The sequence below is a fragment of the Janthinobacterium sp. LPB2021202312-11-4 genome, from assembly GCF_037049705.1.
GTDB lineage: Bacteria > Pseudomonadota > Gammaproteobacteria > Pseudomonadales > Pseudomonadaceae > Aquipseudomonas.
This window is the reverse complement of record NZ_JBAGKV010000055.1, coordinates 1-19,075: the sequence shown is the minus strand read 5'-3', so window position 1 is coordinate 19,075 and position 19,075 is coordinate 1. Positions and strand designations below refer to the sequence as shown.

The following is a 19,075-nucleotide window of genomic DNA, read 5'->3' as shown; positions in this document are numbered from 1 at the left end:
GTCTGCTAACGCAGACAGGGGTTTTTTCGTTTCGGCTCAAGAAAAGTTTCAAACAGGCTTAACCAAGCGCTCTAGTACGCCGTTCGGCGGGAATTTGGCATGAATGTCAGCCATTTCATACAAACCCCTAAGATTTCTCCTACTCATGCCGAAAGACTGATGAGACATGCGTGCACCAAAGTAGAGCGACCTCAAAAAACCGTCTGCGCTGTTACATGGAATGTTGCAATCCGGAACGCATCCCCACTTTTTGCATAAGAAGTCCCATGAAATGAATCTCAAGTTCAGCCATAAAATCCTGCTGGCCGCTTCAGGCGTCGTGGTGCTGGCTTTCGCGTTGTTCACTTTGTACAACGACTATTTGCAGCGAAACACCATCCGGCAAAACCTCGAATCTTCTGTGCAACAAGCGGGTGATCTGACCGCCAGCAGTGTGCAGAACTGGATGAGCGGCCGTGTGCTGGTGTTGGAGAACCTGGCACAGAACGTCGCCCACCAAGGCGCGACTGCCGATCTGCCAGGGTTGGTGGATCAACCGGCCTTCACCTCGAACTTCCAGTTCACTTACGTCGGTCAGGCCAATGGCGTGTTCACCCAGCGCCCGGACGCGAAAATGCCGGATGGCTACGATCCGCGTCAGCGCCCTTGGTACAAACAAGCCGTCGCTGCCGACAAGACCATGCTGACCCCGCCTTACATGGCTGCGGTTGGTGGTCTGGTCGTAACCATCGCCTTGCCGGTGAAAAAGAACGGCGAACTGCTGGGCGTTGTCGGCGGTGACCTGAGTCTTGAAACCCTGGTGAAGATCATCAACTCGGTGGACTTCGGCGGCATTGGTCACGCGTTCCTGGTCAGCGCCGACGGTCAGGTGATCGTCAGCCCGGACAAAGATCAGGTGATGAAGAACCTGAAAGACATCTACCCAAACACCAACGTCCGCATCGAGAAGGGTAACCAGGAAGTCACCCTGAACAAGCAGGACCGCATCCTCTCGTTCACCCCGGTCACCGGCCTGCCGAATGCCGAGTGGTACATCGGTCTGTCGATCGACAAGGACAAGGCCTACGCGCCGCTGAGCCAATTCCGCACCTCGGCCTTGATCGCGATGTTTATCGCCGTGAGCGCCATTGCCGTGCTGCTGAGCCTGTTGATCAACGTGCTGATGCGCCCGCTGACCACCATGGGTCGTGCGATGAAAGACATCGCTCAGGGTGAAGGCGATCTGACCCGCCGTCTGGCCGTGGAAAGCAAAGATGAGTTCGGTGAACTGGGCGGCGCGTTCAACCAGTTCGTGGAGCGGATTCACGCATCGATTTCCGAAGTGTCCTCGGCAACCCGTCAGGTCCATGACCTGTCGCAACGGGTGATGGCGTCGTCCAACGCCTCGATCATCGGTTCCGACGAACAAAGCGCTCGCACCAACAGTGTGGCCGCCGCGATCAACGAGCTCGGTGCCGCCACCCAGGAAATCGCCCGCAACGCCGCCGATGCTTCGCAGCATGCCAGCGGCGCCAGTGAGCAGGCCGATGACGGTCGTCAGGTGGTGGAAAAAACCATCTTGGCCATGACCGAGTTGTCGCAGAAAATCAGCCTGTCCTGCACCCAGATCGAAACCCTGAATGCCAGCACCGACAACATCGGGCACATTCTGGACGTGATCAAGGGCATCTCCCAGCAAACCAACTTGCTGGCACTTAACGCGGCGATCGAAGCGGCGCGTGCCGGTGAAGCCGGTCGTGGTTTCGCGGTGGTGGCGGACGAGGTACGTAACCTGGCACACCGTACTCAGGAATCGGCCGAGGAGATCCACAAAATGATCACCTCGCTGCAGATCGGTTCGCGCGAAGCGGTGACCACAATGAACGCCAGTCAGGTGTCCAGCGAAGAGAGTGTTGAAGTGGCGAACCAGGCCGGTTTGCGTCTGGTCAGCGTGACCCAGCGCATCGGCGAAATCGACGGCATGAACCAGTCGGTGGCTGCGGCGACCGAAGAGCAGACCGCCGTGGTGGAAACCCTCAACGTCGACGTCAACCAGATCAATTTGCTGAACCAGCAAAGCGTGGCCAACCTCAATGAAACGTTGAAGGATTGCGATGCGTTGTCGTTGCAGGCCAACCGTTTGAAGCAATTGGTCGACAGCTTCAAAATCTGATCCGCCGAAGTAAAGAATCCCGCTGTGGATCACCTCCACAGCGGGCTTTTTCATGCCTTACGCAAACAACTTCAGCACATTGTTCATCGCGTCATCGGCAAAGCCCTGGACGAAATCCTTGAACCCCGGCAACGCTTCGGCGCCGCCCTGGGCGGGTTCGGCAATGATGGTCCAGGTCGCCCGGGACTTGCCCGCCCCCAGCGACTCCACATTCATCGCCGCCCACAAATTGGCCACGCCCAAGGTGTTGTAGATCGTGGTCCAGGTCATGCTCAACGCCTGGTCGTCCCGGGAATTGAGTTGCTCGACCACCAGGTTGCCGTCCTTGAAGACCTTTTTGCGCAAGGACGACACGCCTTCGCCGGTCATCTCGATGTGCGACAGCGCCGGGATGAATTGATCGAAGCCGGCAAAGTTGCCGACCACCGCCCAGACGTTCACCGCGTTCGCCGGCACCTCCACCGAAGACACGACGTGGCAGCCATTAGGGTTTTTGATCAGGGTATCGGGTTGCAGGGTTTTCATGGTCTTGCTCCAGTTGGGTGGGTCAGATGAAGTTGATTTCTTTCAGGTAGTCGCAGCCACGACGCAGCAGCGCCGGGGATTTTTGCGGGTAGTGCGCGCCCATCTGCCGGACGCCGGCCTGGGCGTTGTCGTGGCCGATCATCGAGATGTCGCCGATGTCTTCTTCAAAGCCGTTGAGGTAGAAACCGAGCACGCCGAACAGCGCGTTATCGCTGTCGACCCGGCCCAGTTGCTGCTGCCAGTCGGCGACGCTGACCATCGAGAACTCCCGGCCGGCTTCGCGAAACGAATCGACGTAGGCATCCCAGCTCAGCGGCTCGGGGTTGTGCAGGTTGAACACCGCGTGTTCGGGCTGATAACGGCTGGCATGGAACGCGATGAAACGGGCGAGGAAGTCCACCGGCATCAGGTCGAAGTTCAGAGAGAATTCCGGCACCTGACCGAGCTGGATTGAACCCTTGAGCATCAGCATCAAGCGATTTTTGTGCGGCTGGCAGACGCCCGTGAGGCTGTTGAAACTGATGTTGCCGGGGCGATACAGGTTGACCCGCACACCGCGCTCTCGCGCCCGCTCCAGGATTCGCTCGCCGACCCACTTGGACAGGTTGTAGCCGTTCTTGATGTAGATCGGCGGGGTCTGCGCGGCGGGCAGTTCCAGCACCCGGCCATCGTCGGAAATCGTGCTGGACGCCGAGAGTGTCGAGACGAAGTTGAAGATCTTCTTGCTGCGCCCTTCACACAAACGCAGGCACTCGAAAATCGGCTCGACGTTGTCCTGCGCCAGCGACGCGTAATCGAGCACGTGATTGACGTTGGCCGCGTTGTGCACCAGCGCGCCGAACTCCCGGTCCAGCCGCTCGTAGACCTCTGCCGCGAGCCCCAGGGAAGGGCGCGTGATGTCTGCCGCGTAAACCCGCACCCGATGCATATCCAGGTGCTCCAGACGGTTCTCGCGCAATGCCTGGGCGAAGCGCTCAGCTGCCGATTGCCCGCCACCATCACGCACCAGGCAAGCCACTTCGCTGGCACCCCAGGCCAGTAGCGCCTCGACGATGTGCACGCCGACAAAGCTGTTGGCCCCGGTGACGATCACCTTGTGCACATCGCCCATGCGGCTGACCGGCAACGGCTGAATATCCAGCTCGCGGAAGGCATCGGCCATGGCCTGTTCGCTCAACACTTCTTCAGTGCCCGAGCCACGCACCAGCGTCGCCAGTTTCGCGATGGTCGGCAGTTCGATGAAGCGGTTGATCGAGATACTGCGCCCGAACTCTTCACGCAGACGCAGCAGCATCCGCGACAGCAGGATCGAGTGGCCGCCCAGGTTGAAGAAACTTTCGTCGGTGGAAATATCGCTCGCCGGCAGCTCCAGCAACTCGGCCCAGATCTCCAGCAACAGCGCTTCATCGGCACTGGCGGGCAAGCGCCGAGCGCTGTTTTCCAGCACGGTGACAGGCAGCGACAGCAGCGCCTTGCGATCGACCTTGCCGTTACTGGCGAATGGCATGCTCGCCAGCTCCGTCCACGCGCCGGGTTGCATGTAATCCGGCAGGAACTGCATGGCGTGTGCTTTCAACGCTTCGCGAGCCGCGCCGGGTTGCTCTTCCTGAGGCTGGGCGAGGAACGCCAGAATCCGTCGCTGACTGTCGATGACCACCGCCACCTGCCGGTACAACTGACTGTCCCGCAGGCAGCGTTCGATCTCTTCCGGCTCGACCCGGAAGCCACGGATTTTCACCTGATTGTCCCGCCGCCCGCACAGCTCGATCCCGTCGCCGGTCCACTTCGCCATGTCGCCGGTTCGATAGGCGCGCAGGCGTTCACCGTTGGGCAGGTTCAGGTCCAGATAACGCTCGGCGGTTTGCTGCGGGTTGTTCAGGTACCCCAGGCACACGCCCGGGCCGACGATGTACAACTCGCCGACGGTTTGCTCGGCCACCGGTTGAAAGTCTTCATCGAGAATCAGCACCTGGCTGTTGGCAATCGGGCCGCCGAGGGTGCGGTTGTTGTCGCCGGGCCGCAGTTGTCGCGCGGTGATCAGCACCGTGGCTTCGGTTGGGCCGTAGAGGTTGTAGAGGTTGCCCTGGCGGGTCAGTTGTTCGATGACGTAGGGTTCGCAGACGTCGCCACCGGTCATGACGTGATCGAGCACCTGTAGTTGATCCAGCGGCAGGATGCTCAACAGTGCTGGCGGCAAAAACGCGTGGCTCAGTTTTTGATGACGGATCAACTCGACCAGTTGCAATGGATCACGGCGCTGGTCGTCGCTGGGCACAATCAGCTCGGCGCCTTGCAGCAGCGTTGGGAAAATATCGATCAGCGACGAATCGAAACTCAGCGACGAAAACTGCAGCACGCGGCTCTGTTCGGTCAGTTGCACATAGTCGGCGTACCACGCGGTGAAGTGCGCGAGGTTGGCCTGGCTGAGCAGCACGCCTTTCGGATGCCCCGTGGTGCCCGAGGTGTAGAGCGCCATGCACGGCGCGTCGAGCGCCGGTCGCTGGCGCATCAACGGTTGCTCGAGGTCCACGTCATCGAGGTCGATGCGACTGATGTCCAGCCCCGGCATCTGCTCCGCCAGCGGATGCGCGCCGTCATGCAGCAACAGCACCGCCCCGGCGTTCTCCAGAATGTAGTGCTGACGTTGCAGCGGATGGCTCGGCTCCAGCGGCAGGTACACCGCGCCGCTGCCGAGAATCGCCAGAATCCCCGCATACAACGCGCTGCATTTGGGCAGGCAAATCCCGACCACCAACGTGCCTTGATGCTGAGCGAGCAGCGGCTGCAATCGTTGCTGAATCGCCCGGCTATGGGCGTGCAACTGGCGATAACTCAGGGACGTGCCGGCGATGTTCAGCGCCGGCCGTTCGGCGCATTGGATGAAGCGCTGTTCAAGCCGTTCGATCATCGGGATGCGGCCCAATCCGAGCAGCTCGGGGTGCGCCGTGACGTTTAGCCGATGGACGAACGCCAGTCTCTCCAGAAACTGCAGGTTTTCCACACGCTCGAAGTGCGCCGGTGATGCCGGTTCGGTGAGCCGGAAATAGTCGTCATCCCGAGAGAAACGACTGACCAGCAAGGCCACGTGGTCTACCAATTCGGCCACCGCTCGCAGGCGCAATGCCTGGCCGTTGCCGGAGGGTTCTTCGGCGATCGGCACGCGGGTGAACAACGTTGAACCGTACGTGCACAGCAGGTCCAGGGTAGGCAGCCCGGAAGACTCACCTACACCCAACTGCAAGGTCAGTCGCGGCACCTCGCCGACGTGGTGCCAGGCCAGGCTGGCATCGTCGATCACCATATCGACGTTGCCCAACCCCGGCTCGCCGACAACCGTCAGCCGCACCAGTGAATGTCCGTGTTGTTCGAGCTCCAGCGCCAGGTCGGTCAAGGCCTGGCTCTGCCCTATAAGCACAATGTCGAGACGTCTCATGATGTTCTCCTCGTTAAACCAGGTAGTCGCTCAGGGCTTGCTGAACGCACGGCGAATCGAGCAGCGAACTGCTGCGGAAAAACCGCACGATGTTGGCGACCAGCGGGTGATGGCGATTGATCGGAAAGGCCAGGCCCGACACTTCGCTCTTGAGTGCCCGGCGCGCGGCGTCACTGATCTGCAAGGACTCGATCAGGCGGAAGTCGAAGGACTTTTGAATGTCGTTGGTCAGGTAGTGGCCGATGAACACCGGCAGGATCTGCGCGATGCATTCGCGGTCGGCTTCGCTCGCGGTGTGCCAGTAGATGCGCACCAGTCGCGACCAGAATCCGGAGTGACGACCCTCGTCCAGCAAGTGGTCGGCCATCAGTCCCTTGATCGACTGCTTGACCGTGTCGTCCTTGGCGAACGCCGCCACATCGCCAGTCACGGTGTTCTCGGCGATGGCCACGCAGATCAGCTCCACGGCGCTGCGCAGGTGTTCCGGTGCCAGCGCCACGGCGGCGGGGATGGCCCGGCTCAGTTCGATTTCGTCCGGCAGTTCGATCGGCGTGATGCCGGTCATGGCGACGGTTTGCTGCATGAAATCCATCGCCACCAGCGCGTGGTAATCCTCGTCCACCACCACGGTCATGGCGTCGTAGCGGCAGGCGAACGGGAAGGCCACGGCGAAGCGATTCTTGGCGATGCTGCGGGCGGTTTTGTCGACGATCTCGGTTTCGAAAATCACCACGTCGTTGATGAATTTGTAGAGCGTTTGCACCAGGGCGAAGTCCCGTTGTTCCGGGCATTCGCGCAGGAAGGTTTCGCTCAGCACCAACGGCTGACGACTCAGCGGATAGATCAACTTGTCGTCGTTCTCCAGCACGCGGCGGGGGCGGGTGCGGATGGTCGCGCGGCTTTCCCAGGCGTCGGCGAAGGATTGGTAATCGGCGGCGTTCATGCGTTCACCTCGGCGACAGGTTCGCTCATGCTCAGGCGCAAGCCATCCCACAGGGCGATGCGGCTTTCCACGGCGGCGATGGCGCTGGCGTACACGTCTTCCTGGCGTTGCGGGTCGCCATCGACCAGCCGTGCGAGGAGTTTTTCGGCGGCCGGGCCGTGGTCTTCGGAGTCGACTTCAATGTGCCGCTCCAGGTAATAACGGAAGGTCGGCGCTTGCTCGATGCCGATGCCCCAGTCATCGAGAATCCGCTGGAACATCTGCGGGATCACACTTTCGCGACCATGCAAAAACGCGGCGGCCACGCTGTGACCGGGCGCATGCAGTGCGGTGTGCAAGGTATGGCGCACGAACTGCGCGGCGGCGGGGTCGATGTCCACGCTTTGCAGCGCCACGTCGTAGCTCACCCCTTCTTTTTGCAACGCCACGAAGCGCTCCACCGCAGCCGTACTGGCACCGACCTCGCGCATCGCGTCCAGGTACAACTCAAAATGGCTGTAGTGACCGTTGGCAGGCCGGTCATCGGATTCTTCACCGAGCACAATTTCGTTGATCAGCCGAGCGGCTTGCGGATCGCGCGGCGGCAGCCAGGGCAACTGAACGCAGGTCAGTTCCTGCTGCAAGCGCTTGGTCAGCGACATGAAGTCCCAGACGGCAAAGACATGGGTTTCCATGAAGCGCCGCAAAATCGACAACGAATGTATTTCGCCAAAGATCGGGTGAGCGCTAAGTTCTGCTTTCTTTTGATTAAGACGGTCATTAGTCGGTTTCATGGGCGAGCCTATAAGTAGTTTGAAATACCGTTGAGTGATGTCATCAATAAGCGACAGTGCATTAAACTTTTTTGTTGACGAGCAGAGGCCTCAATCGAATTGATGTGTATGCCTGATGAAACAGTCTTTAAGAATGCCTTGTTGAATACGCTGTTGAGCTTGTTAGCCCTGTATTCAGTAGTGGCGGGGAAAAACTAATACATGAGTAAAGTACGCTGCAAGTTATTTTTATAATAATTGTAAGTTCCGGTTTTTCGGGCGCGAGAAGTTTCAATAAAACTTTTGGTTTGAGTTTTATTTGGGTGAAGTTGCTCCTTCCGGCTTATATAAGTCAGAATCGAATAAGAGAGTGAATGCCTCACTCAAAGCAACTTTCTTATAGGGGTAGTTAGTGTGATCTGAGGGGATGGAAGTTGGTCGGGAATACACCGTGTTCTTCCTTTCCCGTGGCAAGACTCCTTCCGTAGGTTCTTGGTGCGGTGACTGCTCCGTGGCTGCGGTGCGTCGTCCGTCGTTGTTGGTTGGCAGACCCAAGAGTGAGCGTAAATGACGGCAGCCGCTATCGTTGGTGCGTCATTCCAGGGAGCAATTATTCGGCTTGAGGGCGGTGTTGAAGGCGGGACTCAGTACAGACGGGAATAGCGTTGCTATACCGAACCTGTACAAGCGAACGAGGGATTTGTAAGAAGGTTATTCCCTGGGCCGGGATTCGGAAGTTACGGTCAGTACAAGCGAGCTATTCAATTGGCTCGCTCGTGCTTGCGGTGGCGGTTTACTTCGCGGTTTTCCTGCTCTGTGCGGCGGGGCTGTCGAGGTAACGGGTGATGACCTCAACGCCACGATTGAGGTGATGTTCAAGCAGTTTTACCGAGCGCTCGATGTCCCGGTCTTCAACGGCACGCAACAAATCCCGGTGATCTTCCTGGGATAACTTGCCCAGGCCCATCGCTTCGAGGTTAAAGCGCAGGAAGCGCTCTTCTTCGTTCAGCCCGTCTTCAACCAGTCGCAATAGCCGGCGATTTGGTGCCTTGTTGTACAACGCCATGTGGAACAGGCGATTGAGCCGGCCGATCTCGGTGTAGTTGTGTTCGGTTTCCAACTCATCGATGTAGCGGGCGGCCAATTCGAAATCGGCGGTTTCGAGCAGGGGAATCGAGCGGCGCAGGGCTTCGGATTCCAGCAAGATTCGCAACTCATAGGTTTCTGTCGCATCACCCTGGACCAGCGCGGCGACCACGGCGCCTTTGTGAGCGACGACGGTGAGCAAGGCTTGCGCTTCGAGCTGGCGCAAGGCTTCGCGCACTGGCATGCGACTGACGCCGAACAGGTCCGCCAGGTCTTGCTGGCGCAGGGCGGTGCCGCAAGGGATGCGACCGTCGAGAATGGCCGAACGCAGGGTTTCTTCGATCACCGAGCGCGCCAGATGAGCGGGAATCGGCCCGTTGACCTTGATGCTGTTCAGAGGATTGGGCTTCTGTGTCACGAAAACGCACCCTGTTTGATTGAAGTTTTTGGATCCAAATTGACACTAGTGACTGCCGTACACGTTGTCAAACCATGTTAAGAATTGTCTCAAGGCCGAATGCCATTAGTGAGATCTTTTTCATGTCAGCCAACATACAAAGCTTAGCGTGTGGCGAGTGATTGCACCGTGCCATTGTCTTTTATCGGTCTAACCTTCACCATCAAGCGACTTCCACCTGCCTACCCAGGATGCCTCGCATTGGCGGCACGTTTCGCGATCCCTCGGACTTTGCGCTGGTTGTGCTGCGCGCTGCTGCTGGCCGGCGTCATGCTGGGCGGTCTGCATGCCGACTGGGATTTTTCCCTGATCAGCCGCCGCGCGCAGGCCTTGTACGGTCCGTTGGGCGAGGGGCAGCAAAGGATTGATGCCTGGCAGCGTTTGCTGGCCACTCAGAAGCAGGTCGGCGAGCTGGAAAAGCTTAACGTAGTGAACCAGTTCTTCAATAAACAAGTGCGCTACGAAGAAGACATCGACCTGTGGCACGAAGTCGATTATTGGGAAACCCCCATCGAAGCCTTGTGGAAGGGTGCCGGCGACTGCGAAGACTACGCCATCGCCAAGTATTTCAGCCTGCGCCACCTCGGTGTTTCCAGTGACAAGCTGCGCATCACTTACGTCAAGGCGTTGCGCCTGAACCGGGCCCACATGGTGTTGACCTACTATTCAACGCCAGAGGCGATGCCGCTGGTGCTCGACAGCCTGATCAACGAGATCAAGCCTGCCAGCCAACGAACCGATTTGCTGCCGGTCTACTCTTTCAATGCCGAAGGCTTGTACTTGCCCGGCGCCAAGGGCAACAAGAAGGTGGGTGACACTAAACGCCTGTCTCGTTGGCAGGATGTGTTGAAGAAAATGCAGGCCGAAGGATTTCCGGTCGAGACGACTAACTAGGAGCACGCGCTCAGATGTCTTTGTTTAAACAGCTGTTGATCGCTATCTGTCTGTTCCTTGTGGTCGCCTTCACCGGCAGCTTCATGGTCAGCCTGGAGAGTTCGCGCACCCAGTACGTCAATCAGTTGCGCTCCCACGCCCAGGACGCCGCCACGGCGCTGGCACTGTCCCTGACGCCGAACATCGACGACCCGGCGATGGTCGAGTTGCTGGTCAGCTCGATCTTCGACAGTGGCTACTACGCGAGCATCCGCGTGGTCGATCTCAAGACCGATCAGACCATCGTCGAGCGCAGCGGTATCCCGGCGGTGAACAATGTGCCGGACTGGTTCGTCAAAATGATCGGCCTCGAAGCGGCCGGTGGCGATGCGCTGGTCAGCCGTGGCTGGGAGCAGGCCGCGCGGGTCGAGGTGGTCAGCCACCCGATGTTCGCCGTGGCCAAGCTCTGGCAGAGCGCGTTGGGCAGCCTGGGCTGGTTGCTGATCTGCGGCGCGGTGAGTGCGGTGTTGGGCGCGCTGCTGTTGCGTCGGCAATTGAAGCCGCTGGATTACATGGTCCAGCAATCCCACGCCATCGCTCGCCGGGAATTCCTCAGCCTGCCGCAACTGCCGCGCACGCCGGAACTGCGCCGCGTGGTTCAGGCCATGAACCAAATGGTCGAGAAGCTCAAGGCGCTGTTCCAGGAGCAGGCCGAGCGCAGTGAAAAACTGCGGGTCGAGTCCTATCAGGACAACCTCACGGGCCTGGCCAACCGGCGCTATTTCGAGATGCAATTGAACGCGCGGGTGAGCAACCCGGAACAGGCCAGTTCCGGTTATCTGCTGTTGTTGCGGGTCAGGGACCTGGCCGGGTTGAACCAGCGCCTCGGCGGGCAACGCACCGATGAATTGTTGAAAGCCGTGGGCGAGCAATTGTCCCGCGAGTGCGCCAAGTATCCGGAAACCCAGAACCTCGTCACCCGGATTCGCGGCGGTGAGTTCGCCGTACTCGCGCCGGGGCTGGTGCGCGAAGAAGCGCTGCAACTGGCGCAAAACCTCGACAGTGCCTTGGCGAGTTTGCACGCGACCGGCGCGACCGACGTGGCGTCCGTGGCCTCTATCGGCCTGGCACCGTTTGTTCATGGCGACTCGCCGCAAGCGGTGATCGGGCTGGCGGATCAGGCGCTGGCGCAGGCTGAAGGTCAGGGCGAACAGAGCTGGGCGTGCCTGGATCACGGTGCGTCGGCCAGTGTCGGCGATGACCATCATGCGTGGCACCGACTGCTCGACGGGGCGTTGAATCAGCAGCGCTTCGAGTTGTATTTCCAACCGGTGGTGGTGGCTCAAGACACCACGCTGGTGCTGCATTACAAGGTGCTGTCGCGCCTGCTCGATGACCAGGGCCAGACCATTCCCGCCGGGCGTTTCCTGCCGTGGCTGGAGCGCTTCGGCTGGACGGCACGCCTGGACCGACTGATGTTGGAGCTGGTGCTGGAGCAGATGTCGGAGCATGAAGAGTCGCTGGCGTTGAATCTGTCCTCGGCGACGCTGGCGGACCCGCAGGCGCTGAACAAGGTGTTTGAAATTTTGCGTCAGCATTCCAATCTGGGTGAGCGGCTGACCCTGGAGATCGGTGAAGAGCAATTGCCCGAACAAGCAGTGCTGGAACAGTTAACGCGACGCCTGCGCGAGCTGGGGTTCTCCCTGAGCCTGCAGCGGTTTGGCGGGCGATTCAGCATGATCGGCAACCTGGCGCGACTGGGGTTGGCGTATTTGAAGATCGATGGCAGCTACATCCGGGCGATTGATCAGGAAAGCGACAAGCGTCTGTTCATCGAGGCGGTTCAGCGGGCGGCGCATGGCATTGACCTGCCGTTGATTGCCGAGCGGGTCGAGACCGAAGGGGAATTGTCGGTGATTCGCGAGATGGGGTTGTATGGGGTTCAAGGGCAATTGGTGGGTGAGCCCAAGCCCTGGAAGTAACTCACTGATCGTTCCCTCGCGTGGGAACAATCAAAAAAGATCGCAGCCTTCGGCAGCTCCTACAGGTGTATGCATAACCCTGTAGGAGCTGCCGAAGGCTGCGATCTTTTGCTTTTACCGAACGGGTTTAGATCAACCCCGTCTCATCATCGTCGATCAAATGGCTCAACCCGCCCAACGCTTCCCGGGCCTGGGTCCGGTCCATCAGCTTGGCTTGTGCTGCTGGCGGCAGGTCGGTGACGCGGATCACGCCTTTGCTGGTCAGTACCTGGATCAAGTCGTCGAGTACCCGGATCATCTCCAGGTCGCTCTGCTTGAGCTGTTTGAGGCTGGTTTCCATCACTTCGTTGGCGTACCAGGCCTGGATCTCGTGATTGTCGGCCGGCAGTGTTTCCGTGGCCTCGGCATAGGCCGCGGCTTCCACGCGCACCAATTGGCCTTGCGCATCGCGTTGCACGTAAAACATTGAGCATCCCTCAGAAATGGACCAGCGTCATGCTGTCAGCAGCATAGCCAACTGCTGGCGAGTATGCGGTGCGGCGATGAAATCGTCACCGGTGAGATGGGCGTAAACGTGACGGCCGCCCCAGAAGGGCGGCCGTTTTACGTTGGATCAGCTGTTGTTGTGGTCGACTTTGATGGTCGGGTCACTGCCGGCAATCAACGAGTGAATGTTGGCGGTGGACCAGTTGTTGCCTTCCAGTTTGATCGTTACGTCCGGTGTTGCGGCAGCGGCATCGCCCGAGTTGAACTTGCCGGCCGAGCTGACTTGCAACGACGACACGCCATCGACGGTGGTGATTTTCAGGAAGTTGTCGATGGTGCTGCCGGTTTCGCCCTGCAGCAAATCGCGCAGGTCGATACGGTCGCCTTCATCGGCCTTGAAGTCCTTGATCACGTCGCTGCCGGTGTCGCCCGCCTTCCACACAAAGGTGTCGGCACCCGAGCCGCCGATCAGGATGTCGTTGCCCGAACCGCCGATCAGCGTGTCGTTACCGCTGCCACCGAGCAGGATGTCATTGCCCTTGCCGCCGTCGAGGGTGTCGTTGCCACCCTGGCCGAAGAGAATGTCATTGCCTGCGCCGCCCAGCAGTGTGTCGTTGCCATCGTGGGCGCCGGACACGTCGAACGCGGTGTAGTGCTCGGTGATGAACTGGTGCACGTTGCTGGTGGTGACTTTGCTGACATCCACGCCGGTTTGCTGGGCGACGAACGCCTGCATGGCCTGGTAACCCTCGCCGGCGATGCCGTTGAAGCTCACCAGGTCGCCGAACAGGATGTCGTTGCCGTCGCCGCCGCTGACCGTGTCGGAACCTGGCAGCGTCGCTTCGGTGTGACCGATGATCGAGTTGGCCAGGTCTTTCGGGTCGATGTTGGTTTGTGGCGTTTTGTCCGAGTCGTACGGTTTCAGGTCAGCCAGGGTCACGTCGCTGTTCAGGCCGATGGCTTCGACGTTCGACAGGTTGCCCAGCAATGCGAAGCTGCTGCTGGCGTTGTCGACGGTGGTTTGGCTGGTGCTGTTACCGCTGCCTGCCAGGCTCGACAACTCGTAGGTGCCATCGCCCTGGGCGTGCAACGTGCCCGGGTTTGTGTACGACCAATTGTTGCCGGACTTGGTCCAGACAGTCACAGCGCCTGAGGCGGAGATATCGATCTGGTGGGTGCTGTCCGGGACCAGGCTGACGGCTTTGCCCAACTGGTAATTGGTGGTGTTGATCACGCTGTCCAGTTTGACGCTGCCATACAGGTTCGGGTTGGTCTGCTCGCCGCTCTGGTAGTAGGTCGGCTTGCCGTCGGTGATGAAGTACGTGAGGTTCTTCGCCCCGGTGTTGGCCACGGCATCCGCGCTCTGGAACCAGTTGGCCGTGGTTTTGAACACGTCCTCGTAGTTGGTGCCGCCGCCGGACGACATCGAGTCCAGGACGGCCTTGAGCGAGGTCAGCGCATTCGGGTCGTTCAGGTTGACCGACACCGACTTGTTGACCTGGGTATCGAAGTCCACCAGGAAGATGTTCACGGTGCCCGAGTTGCCGCCCATGCTTTGCTTGAGGGTGTTGAACACCGACGTCAGCGAATCCTTGGCGGCGCTGATCGACGACGCGCTCATGCTGCCCGAACTGTCGACCATGAAGGCAATGTTGTAGTTGGTGCCCGGCACCACGGTCAGGCCGCCGATGTCGGCGATCATGATGTCGTTGCCATCGGTGCCGCTGATGGTGTCACTGGCCGCGGTGGCGGTGATTGCGCTGTAAGTCGCCGGGTAAACGGTGACCGGGATCGTTGCCGTGGTGATGGCCGAACCGCCCAGGGCCTCGGTGGAGGTCGAGGTCACGGTCAGGTTGAACTGGCCGTTGTAGTAGGTCGGCGGAGTGACGGTCAGGGTGCCGAGGTTCCAGCCGGTGACGTTGGCTTCGCCGCCGGTCGCGGTGGCGGTGAAGGAGTGGCCGGCGCCATCGGTCAGGACCGAGCCTGCCGGGATGCCACTGATTTTCACGCTCAGGCTTTCGGAGCCGTCGGTGTCGGTCAGCGCTGTGCTGATCGCGCTCAGGTGAACGTTGGTGCCTTCGAAGCCGGTGTTGAGCTTGTAGCCGTCGTAGTAGCCTTCGCCGGTGCCGTGCAGGTCGGAAACTGTCACGCCGGAAGCGGCCAGGTCGGCCACGCCGGTGTACAGCGGCACGCCGGCACTGCTCAGGTCGATGGCGGTGCCGCCATTGACCGACAGGTTGACGTCATAGCTGCCCGGGCCACTCTGGTTGTGGTGGTAGATGTCCAGGGTGTAGTAGCCGCTGGCGGTCGGGGTGAACGAACCACTCAGCGTACCGCCCGAACCCCACAGGGCGGAGGCGACGTTTTTGCCGCCGACGGTCACCAGCAAACTGTCATCACCGGTACCGGTGAAGCTGTAGGTCTTGCCGGCTTCGAGGTAGATCAGGCCGGAAGTTTTCGACGCTGTACCCGCCGCGACACTGCCGTCGGACTGCACGTTGGTCACGTTGGTGCTGGAGTTCGGTGTACCTGCCGCGTCGATGACCGATTTGAGCGTGGCCGTCGGTGCGCCGCTGCCGTCAGTGCCTAGGCCCGACAGACCGGTCCAGACTTCCTTGACCAGCCCGGTGGATTTGACGCTGTTGTCCGCCACGGTCAGCGACGGTGCATCGGCCACTGGCGTGATGTCGATTTTCACGGTGTTGACGGTGCCCAGCGCCTGGCCGTCGGTTGGCTGGAACTTGATCTGCGCGTAGTCCGCCTGATTGTTGCCCAGGCCGGTGCCGCCGTAGCCGTTGGTGCCGGACTCGTTGGCATCCGGGGTGAAGCGCAGCTTGCCAGCGTCGATGTCAGCCTTGGTGAAGGTCTGGTTGTTCGTCACGTCGGTCCAGGTCGAACCGTTCAGGTACTGCAACTTGCCTTCGCCTGGCAGGCCGGTGATTTTCACGCCCAGGCTCGCGGCCGGGCTGTCGACATCGCTGACGCCGAAGGTCGACCAGCCAAGGATCAGCGGGGTGTCTTCGGTGCCGGTGACGTTAAGCGGAGCGGCGGTTGGCGCGTCGTTCACGGCGACCACGTTGACGGTGGTCGTTGCGACGTTCGAGTAGTTGCCGCCGTCGGTCACGGTCACGGTGATGATCCGCGGCACTGTGCTTGGGTCGTGGCTGCTGTTGGTGAAGCTGATGTTCTTGATCTGCTGCATGTAGTCGGCGAGCGACGCGGTGCCCGACAGGGTCAGCGTGACAGTGCCATTGGTGCTGTTGGCATTGATCGAAATGCCGTTGACGCTGTTGCCCAGATTCAGCGCATCGCCGTCCTGACGGTTGGTCAGCACGATGGTGGCGCCGGTCAGCATGGTGCTGTCCGGGTCGGTGATTTTCAGGTCGGTGTCGGCAATCGACACGCCTTGGCCCGTGGTGCCTTCGGTGAAGGTCACGTTGTAGTTGGCACCGGTCGCGCCGCTGGAGTTGTTGGCGTCCAGGTCGATGACCGGCGGCGCATCGTTGTCGATGATCGAGGTACTGACGCTGCCATTGGTGGCGCTGACCGCGAGGTTCTCGAAGTTGCCGCCGGTGGCCGAATCGATCTTGACCACGAAGTTTTCGGTGCCTTCGGTGATCTTGTCGTCGATGGTCGCCACGTTGAAGTTGGCGGTGCTGGCGCCGGCCGGGATCTTCACGGTGTACACCCCGGTGAAGTCCGAACCGTCGGCGGCGGTGCCGCTGTAGACGATTTTCAGCGTCACTTCGGTTTGCGCCGGGTGCGTTAGGCTGACGGTGTAGCTGGCGGTCTGGCCTTCGGTCACCGAGGTGCTGCCGGTGATGCTGACTTCGGTCTTGTCGATGGTGTCGGTGACGTTGGTCACAGCAGGGGTATTGCTGGTGGCCAGGTTTTCGAAGTTGCCACCGGTGGCATTGGTGATCGTGGCGCTGACCTTACCGGCGTCGATGTAAACGTCATCGGCTGGTGCCGCGATGGTGACCGTGCCGGTGGTTTTGCCGGCGTCGATGGTGATGGCCGAGCCGTTGCTCAGGGTTACGGTGACCGGGGTGCCAGCGGCATTGGTCAGGGTGGCGGTGTAGGTGATCTGGCCACCTTCTGCTACCGAGCCAGTGGCGCTCAACGACAGGTTAGTAGTGTCGACGGTGTCGGTCACAGTGGTGCTGACCGGGGTTTTGTCGGCCACCAGGTTTTCGTAGTTACCGCCGCTGACGTTGGTGATCGAGTTGGTTAACGGCGCGTGACCGGAAAGCACGTCGTTCGGTGCGATGGCGGTGATGGTGCCGGTGGTTTTGCCGATGTCGATGGTGATGTTCTGGCCGTTGGCCAAGGTCACTGTGACTGGCGAGCCTGTTACTGGCTGACCAACCGTTGCGGTGTAGGTGACGGTGCCACCTTCAGCCGCAGTACCGGTCGCGGTCAGTTTCACCGTCGAAGTGTCGATGGTGTCGGTCACGTTGGTCACGGCAGGGGTGCTGCTGGTGGCCAGGTTCTCGAAGTTACCGCCGGTGGCTTTGGTGATCGTTGCCTGAACGGTGCCGGCGTCTTTGTAGACGTCGTCAGCCGGGGCAGGGATGGTCACGGTGCCGGTGGTTTTGCCCGCGTCGATGGTGATGACCGAGCCGTTGCTCAGGGTTACGGTGACCGGGGTGCCGGCAGCGTTGGTCAGGGTGGCGGTGTAGGTGATCTGGCCACCTTCGGCTACCGAGCCAGTTGCGCTCAGCGACAGGTTGGTGGTGTCTACAGTGTCTGTGACAGTGGTGCTGACCGGTGTTTTGTCAGCCACCAGATTTTCGTAGTTACCGCCGCTCACGTTAGTGATCGAGTTGGTCAACGGCGCGTGGCCATTGAGCACATCGTTCGGCGCAATGGTGGTGACAGTGCCAGTGGTTTTGCCGATGTCGATGGTGATGTTCTGGCCGTTGGCCAAGGTTACCGTGACCGGAGAACCTGTTACTGGCTGACCAACCGTTGCGGTGTAGGTGACGGTGCCGCCTTCCGCTGCGGTGCCGGTCGCGGTCAGTTTCACGGTCGAGGTGTCGATGGTGTCGGTGACGTTAGTCACGGCTGGAACAGTGCTCGGCACCAGGCTTTCGAAATTTCCGCCCGTCGCAGTGCTGATGGTGGCGCTGACTTTGCCGGCGTCGATGTAGACGTCATCTTTTGGCGCATCGACGGTTACGGTGCCGGTGGTTTTGCCGGCGTCGATGGTGATCACAGCACCGTTCGACAGAGTCACGGTAACCGGCGTGCCGGCCGCGTTGGTCAGTGTCGCGGTGTAAACAATCGAACCACCCTCGGCGACCGAGCCAGTTGCGCTCAACGACAGGTTGGTGGTGTCGATGGTATCGGTCACGGTGGTGCTGACCGGGGTTTTGTCGGCTACAAGGTTCTCGTAGTTACCACCGCTGACGTTGGTGATCGAGTTGGTCAACGGCGCGTGGCCATTGAGCACGTCGTTCGGCGCAATGGTGGTCACAGTACCAGTGGTTTTGCCGACTTCGATGGTGATGTTTTGGCCGTTGGCCAAGGTCACGGTCACCGGAGACCCAGTCACTGGCTGGCCGACGGTGGCGGTGTAAGTGACAGTGCCACCTTCCGCTGCGGTGCCGGTCGCGGTCAGTTTCACGGTCGAGGTGTCGATAGTGTCAGTGACGTTAGTCACGGCTGGAACAGTGCTCGGCACCAGGCTTTCGAAATTGCCGCCCGTCGCAGTGCTGATGGTGGCGCTGACTTTGCCGGCGTCGATGTAGACGTCATCTTTTGGCGCATCGACGGTTACGGTGCCGGTGGTTTTGCCGGCGTCGATGGTGATCACAGCACCGTTGCTCAGCGTCACGGTCACTGGAGTGCCAGCCGCGTTGGTCAGGGTGGCGGTGTAAACAATCGAACCGCCCTCGGCGACCGAGCCAGTTGCGCTCAGCGACAGGTTGGTGGTGTCGACGGTGTCGGTCACGGTGGTGCTGACCGGAGTTTTATCGGCAACCAAATTTTCGTAGTTACCGCCGCTGACGTTGGTGATCGAGTTGGTCAATGGCGCGTGGCCATTGAGCACGTCGTTCGGCGCAATGGTGGTCACAGTACCGGTGGTTTTACCGACTTCGATGGTGATGTTTTGGCCGTTGGCCAAAGTCACAGTCACCGGAGAACCCGTCACTGGCTGACCAACTGTCGCGGTGTAAGTGACAGTGCCACCTTCAGCCGCAGTACCGGTCGCGGTCAGTTTGACCGTCGAAGTGTCGATGGTGTCGGTCACATTGGTCACGGCAGGGGTGCTGCTGGTGGCCAGGTTCTCGAAGTTACCGCCAGTGGCTTTGGTGATCGTTGCCTGAACGGTGCCGGCGTCTTTGTAGACGTCGTCGGCCGGGGCAGGGATGGTCACGGTA

10 protein-coding genes are annotated in these 19,075 nt (G+C 60.2%); 3 read left to right on the top strand and 7 right to left on the bottom strand.

All coding sequences use genetic code 11. The features are described from left to right. Positions 1–271: 271 nt before the first annotated feature. Positions 272–2,152 (top strand): methyl-accepting chemotaxis protein, encoded by a 1,881-nt coding sequence (locus V5E99_RS30195; protein WP_499806141.1) that lies wholly within the window; start codon positions 272–274, stop codon positions 2,150–2,152. Positions 2,153–2,209: 57 nt separating this feature from the next. On the opposite strand, the gene V5E99_RS30190 is transcribed toward V5E99_RS30195, so the two are convergent. The 5 genes from V5E99_RS30190 to V5E99_RS30170 form a co-directional block, all read right to left on the bottom strand. Beyond that, entirely contained in the window at positions 2,210–2,677 is a 468-nt protein-coding gene (locus tag V5E99_RS30190; RefSeq protein ID WP_499806139.1) for an SRPBCC family protein, read from the bottom strand. Between the two features lie 22 nt (positions 2,678–2,699). After that, a complete protein-coding gene (locus V5E99_RS30185) occupies positions 2,700–6,110 on the bottom strand; it encodes an amino acid adenylation domain-containing protein (RefSeq protein ID WP_499806137.1) in 3,411 nt (1,136 codons plus the stop codon). 13 nt (positions 6,111–6,123) lie between these two features. Next, on the bottom strand, positions 6,124–7,053 hold the full coding sequence (locus tag V5E99_RS30180) for a diiron oxygenase (protein ID WP_499806135.1): 930 nt from the start codon (positions 7,051–7,053) through the stop codon (positions 6,124–6,126). Next, positions 7,050–7,826 carry a DUF3050 domain-containing protein gene (locus V5E99_RS30175; protein WP_499806133.1) on the bottom strand — a complete coding sequence of 259 codons (777 nt, stop codon included), beginning with the start codon at positions 7,824–7,826 and terminating at the stop codon, positions 7,050–7,052. The genes V5E99_RS30180 and V5E99_RS30175 overlap by 4 nt, the downstream gene beginning before the upstream one ends. Before the next feature lie 772 nt (positions 7,827–8,598). Beyond that, entirely contained in the window at positions 8,599–9,309 is a 711-nt protein-coding gene (locus V5E99_RS30170) for a GntR family transcriptional regulator (protein ID WP_499806132.1), read from the bottom strand. A gap of 240 nt (positions 9,310–9,549) precedes the next feature. Between V5E99_RS30170 and lapG the strand changes: the two genes are divergently transcribed. Beyond that, positions 9,550–10,242, top strand: coding sequence for a cysteine protease LapG (lapG, locus tag V5E99_RS30165; RefSeq protein WP_499806131.1), 693 nt, complete (start codon positions 9,550–9,552; stop codon positions 10,240–10,242). 14 nt (positions 10,243–10,256) lie between these two features. Further along, positions 10,257–12,203: a cyclic di-GMP receptor LapD gene (gene lapD, locus V5E99_RS30160; RefSeq protein ID WP_499806130.1), complete on the top strand. Its 1,947-nt coding sequence runs from the start codon at positions 10,257–10,259 to the stop codon at positions 12,201–12,203. A 127-nt stretch (positions 12,204–12,330) separates the two neighbouring features. Here the strand turns inward: lapD and V5E99_RS30155 are convergent, their stop codons facing one another. Both V5E99_RS30155 and V5E99_RS30150 read right to left on the bottom strand, forming a co-directional pair. Further along, positions 12,331–12,669, bottom strand: a complete 339-nt coding sequence (locus V5E99_RS30155; protein WP_499806128.1) for a hypothetical protein — start codon at positions 12,667–12,669, stop codon at positions 12,331–12,333. Positions 12,670–12,816: 147 nt separating this feature from the next. Further along, positions 12,817–19,075 (bottom strand): immunoglobulin-like domain-containing protein (locus tag V5E99_RS30150; RefSeq protein ID WP_499806127.1); only part of this gene is annotated, 6,259 nt, incomplete at its 5' end.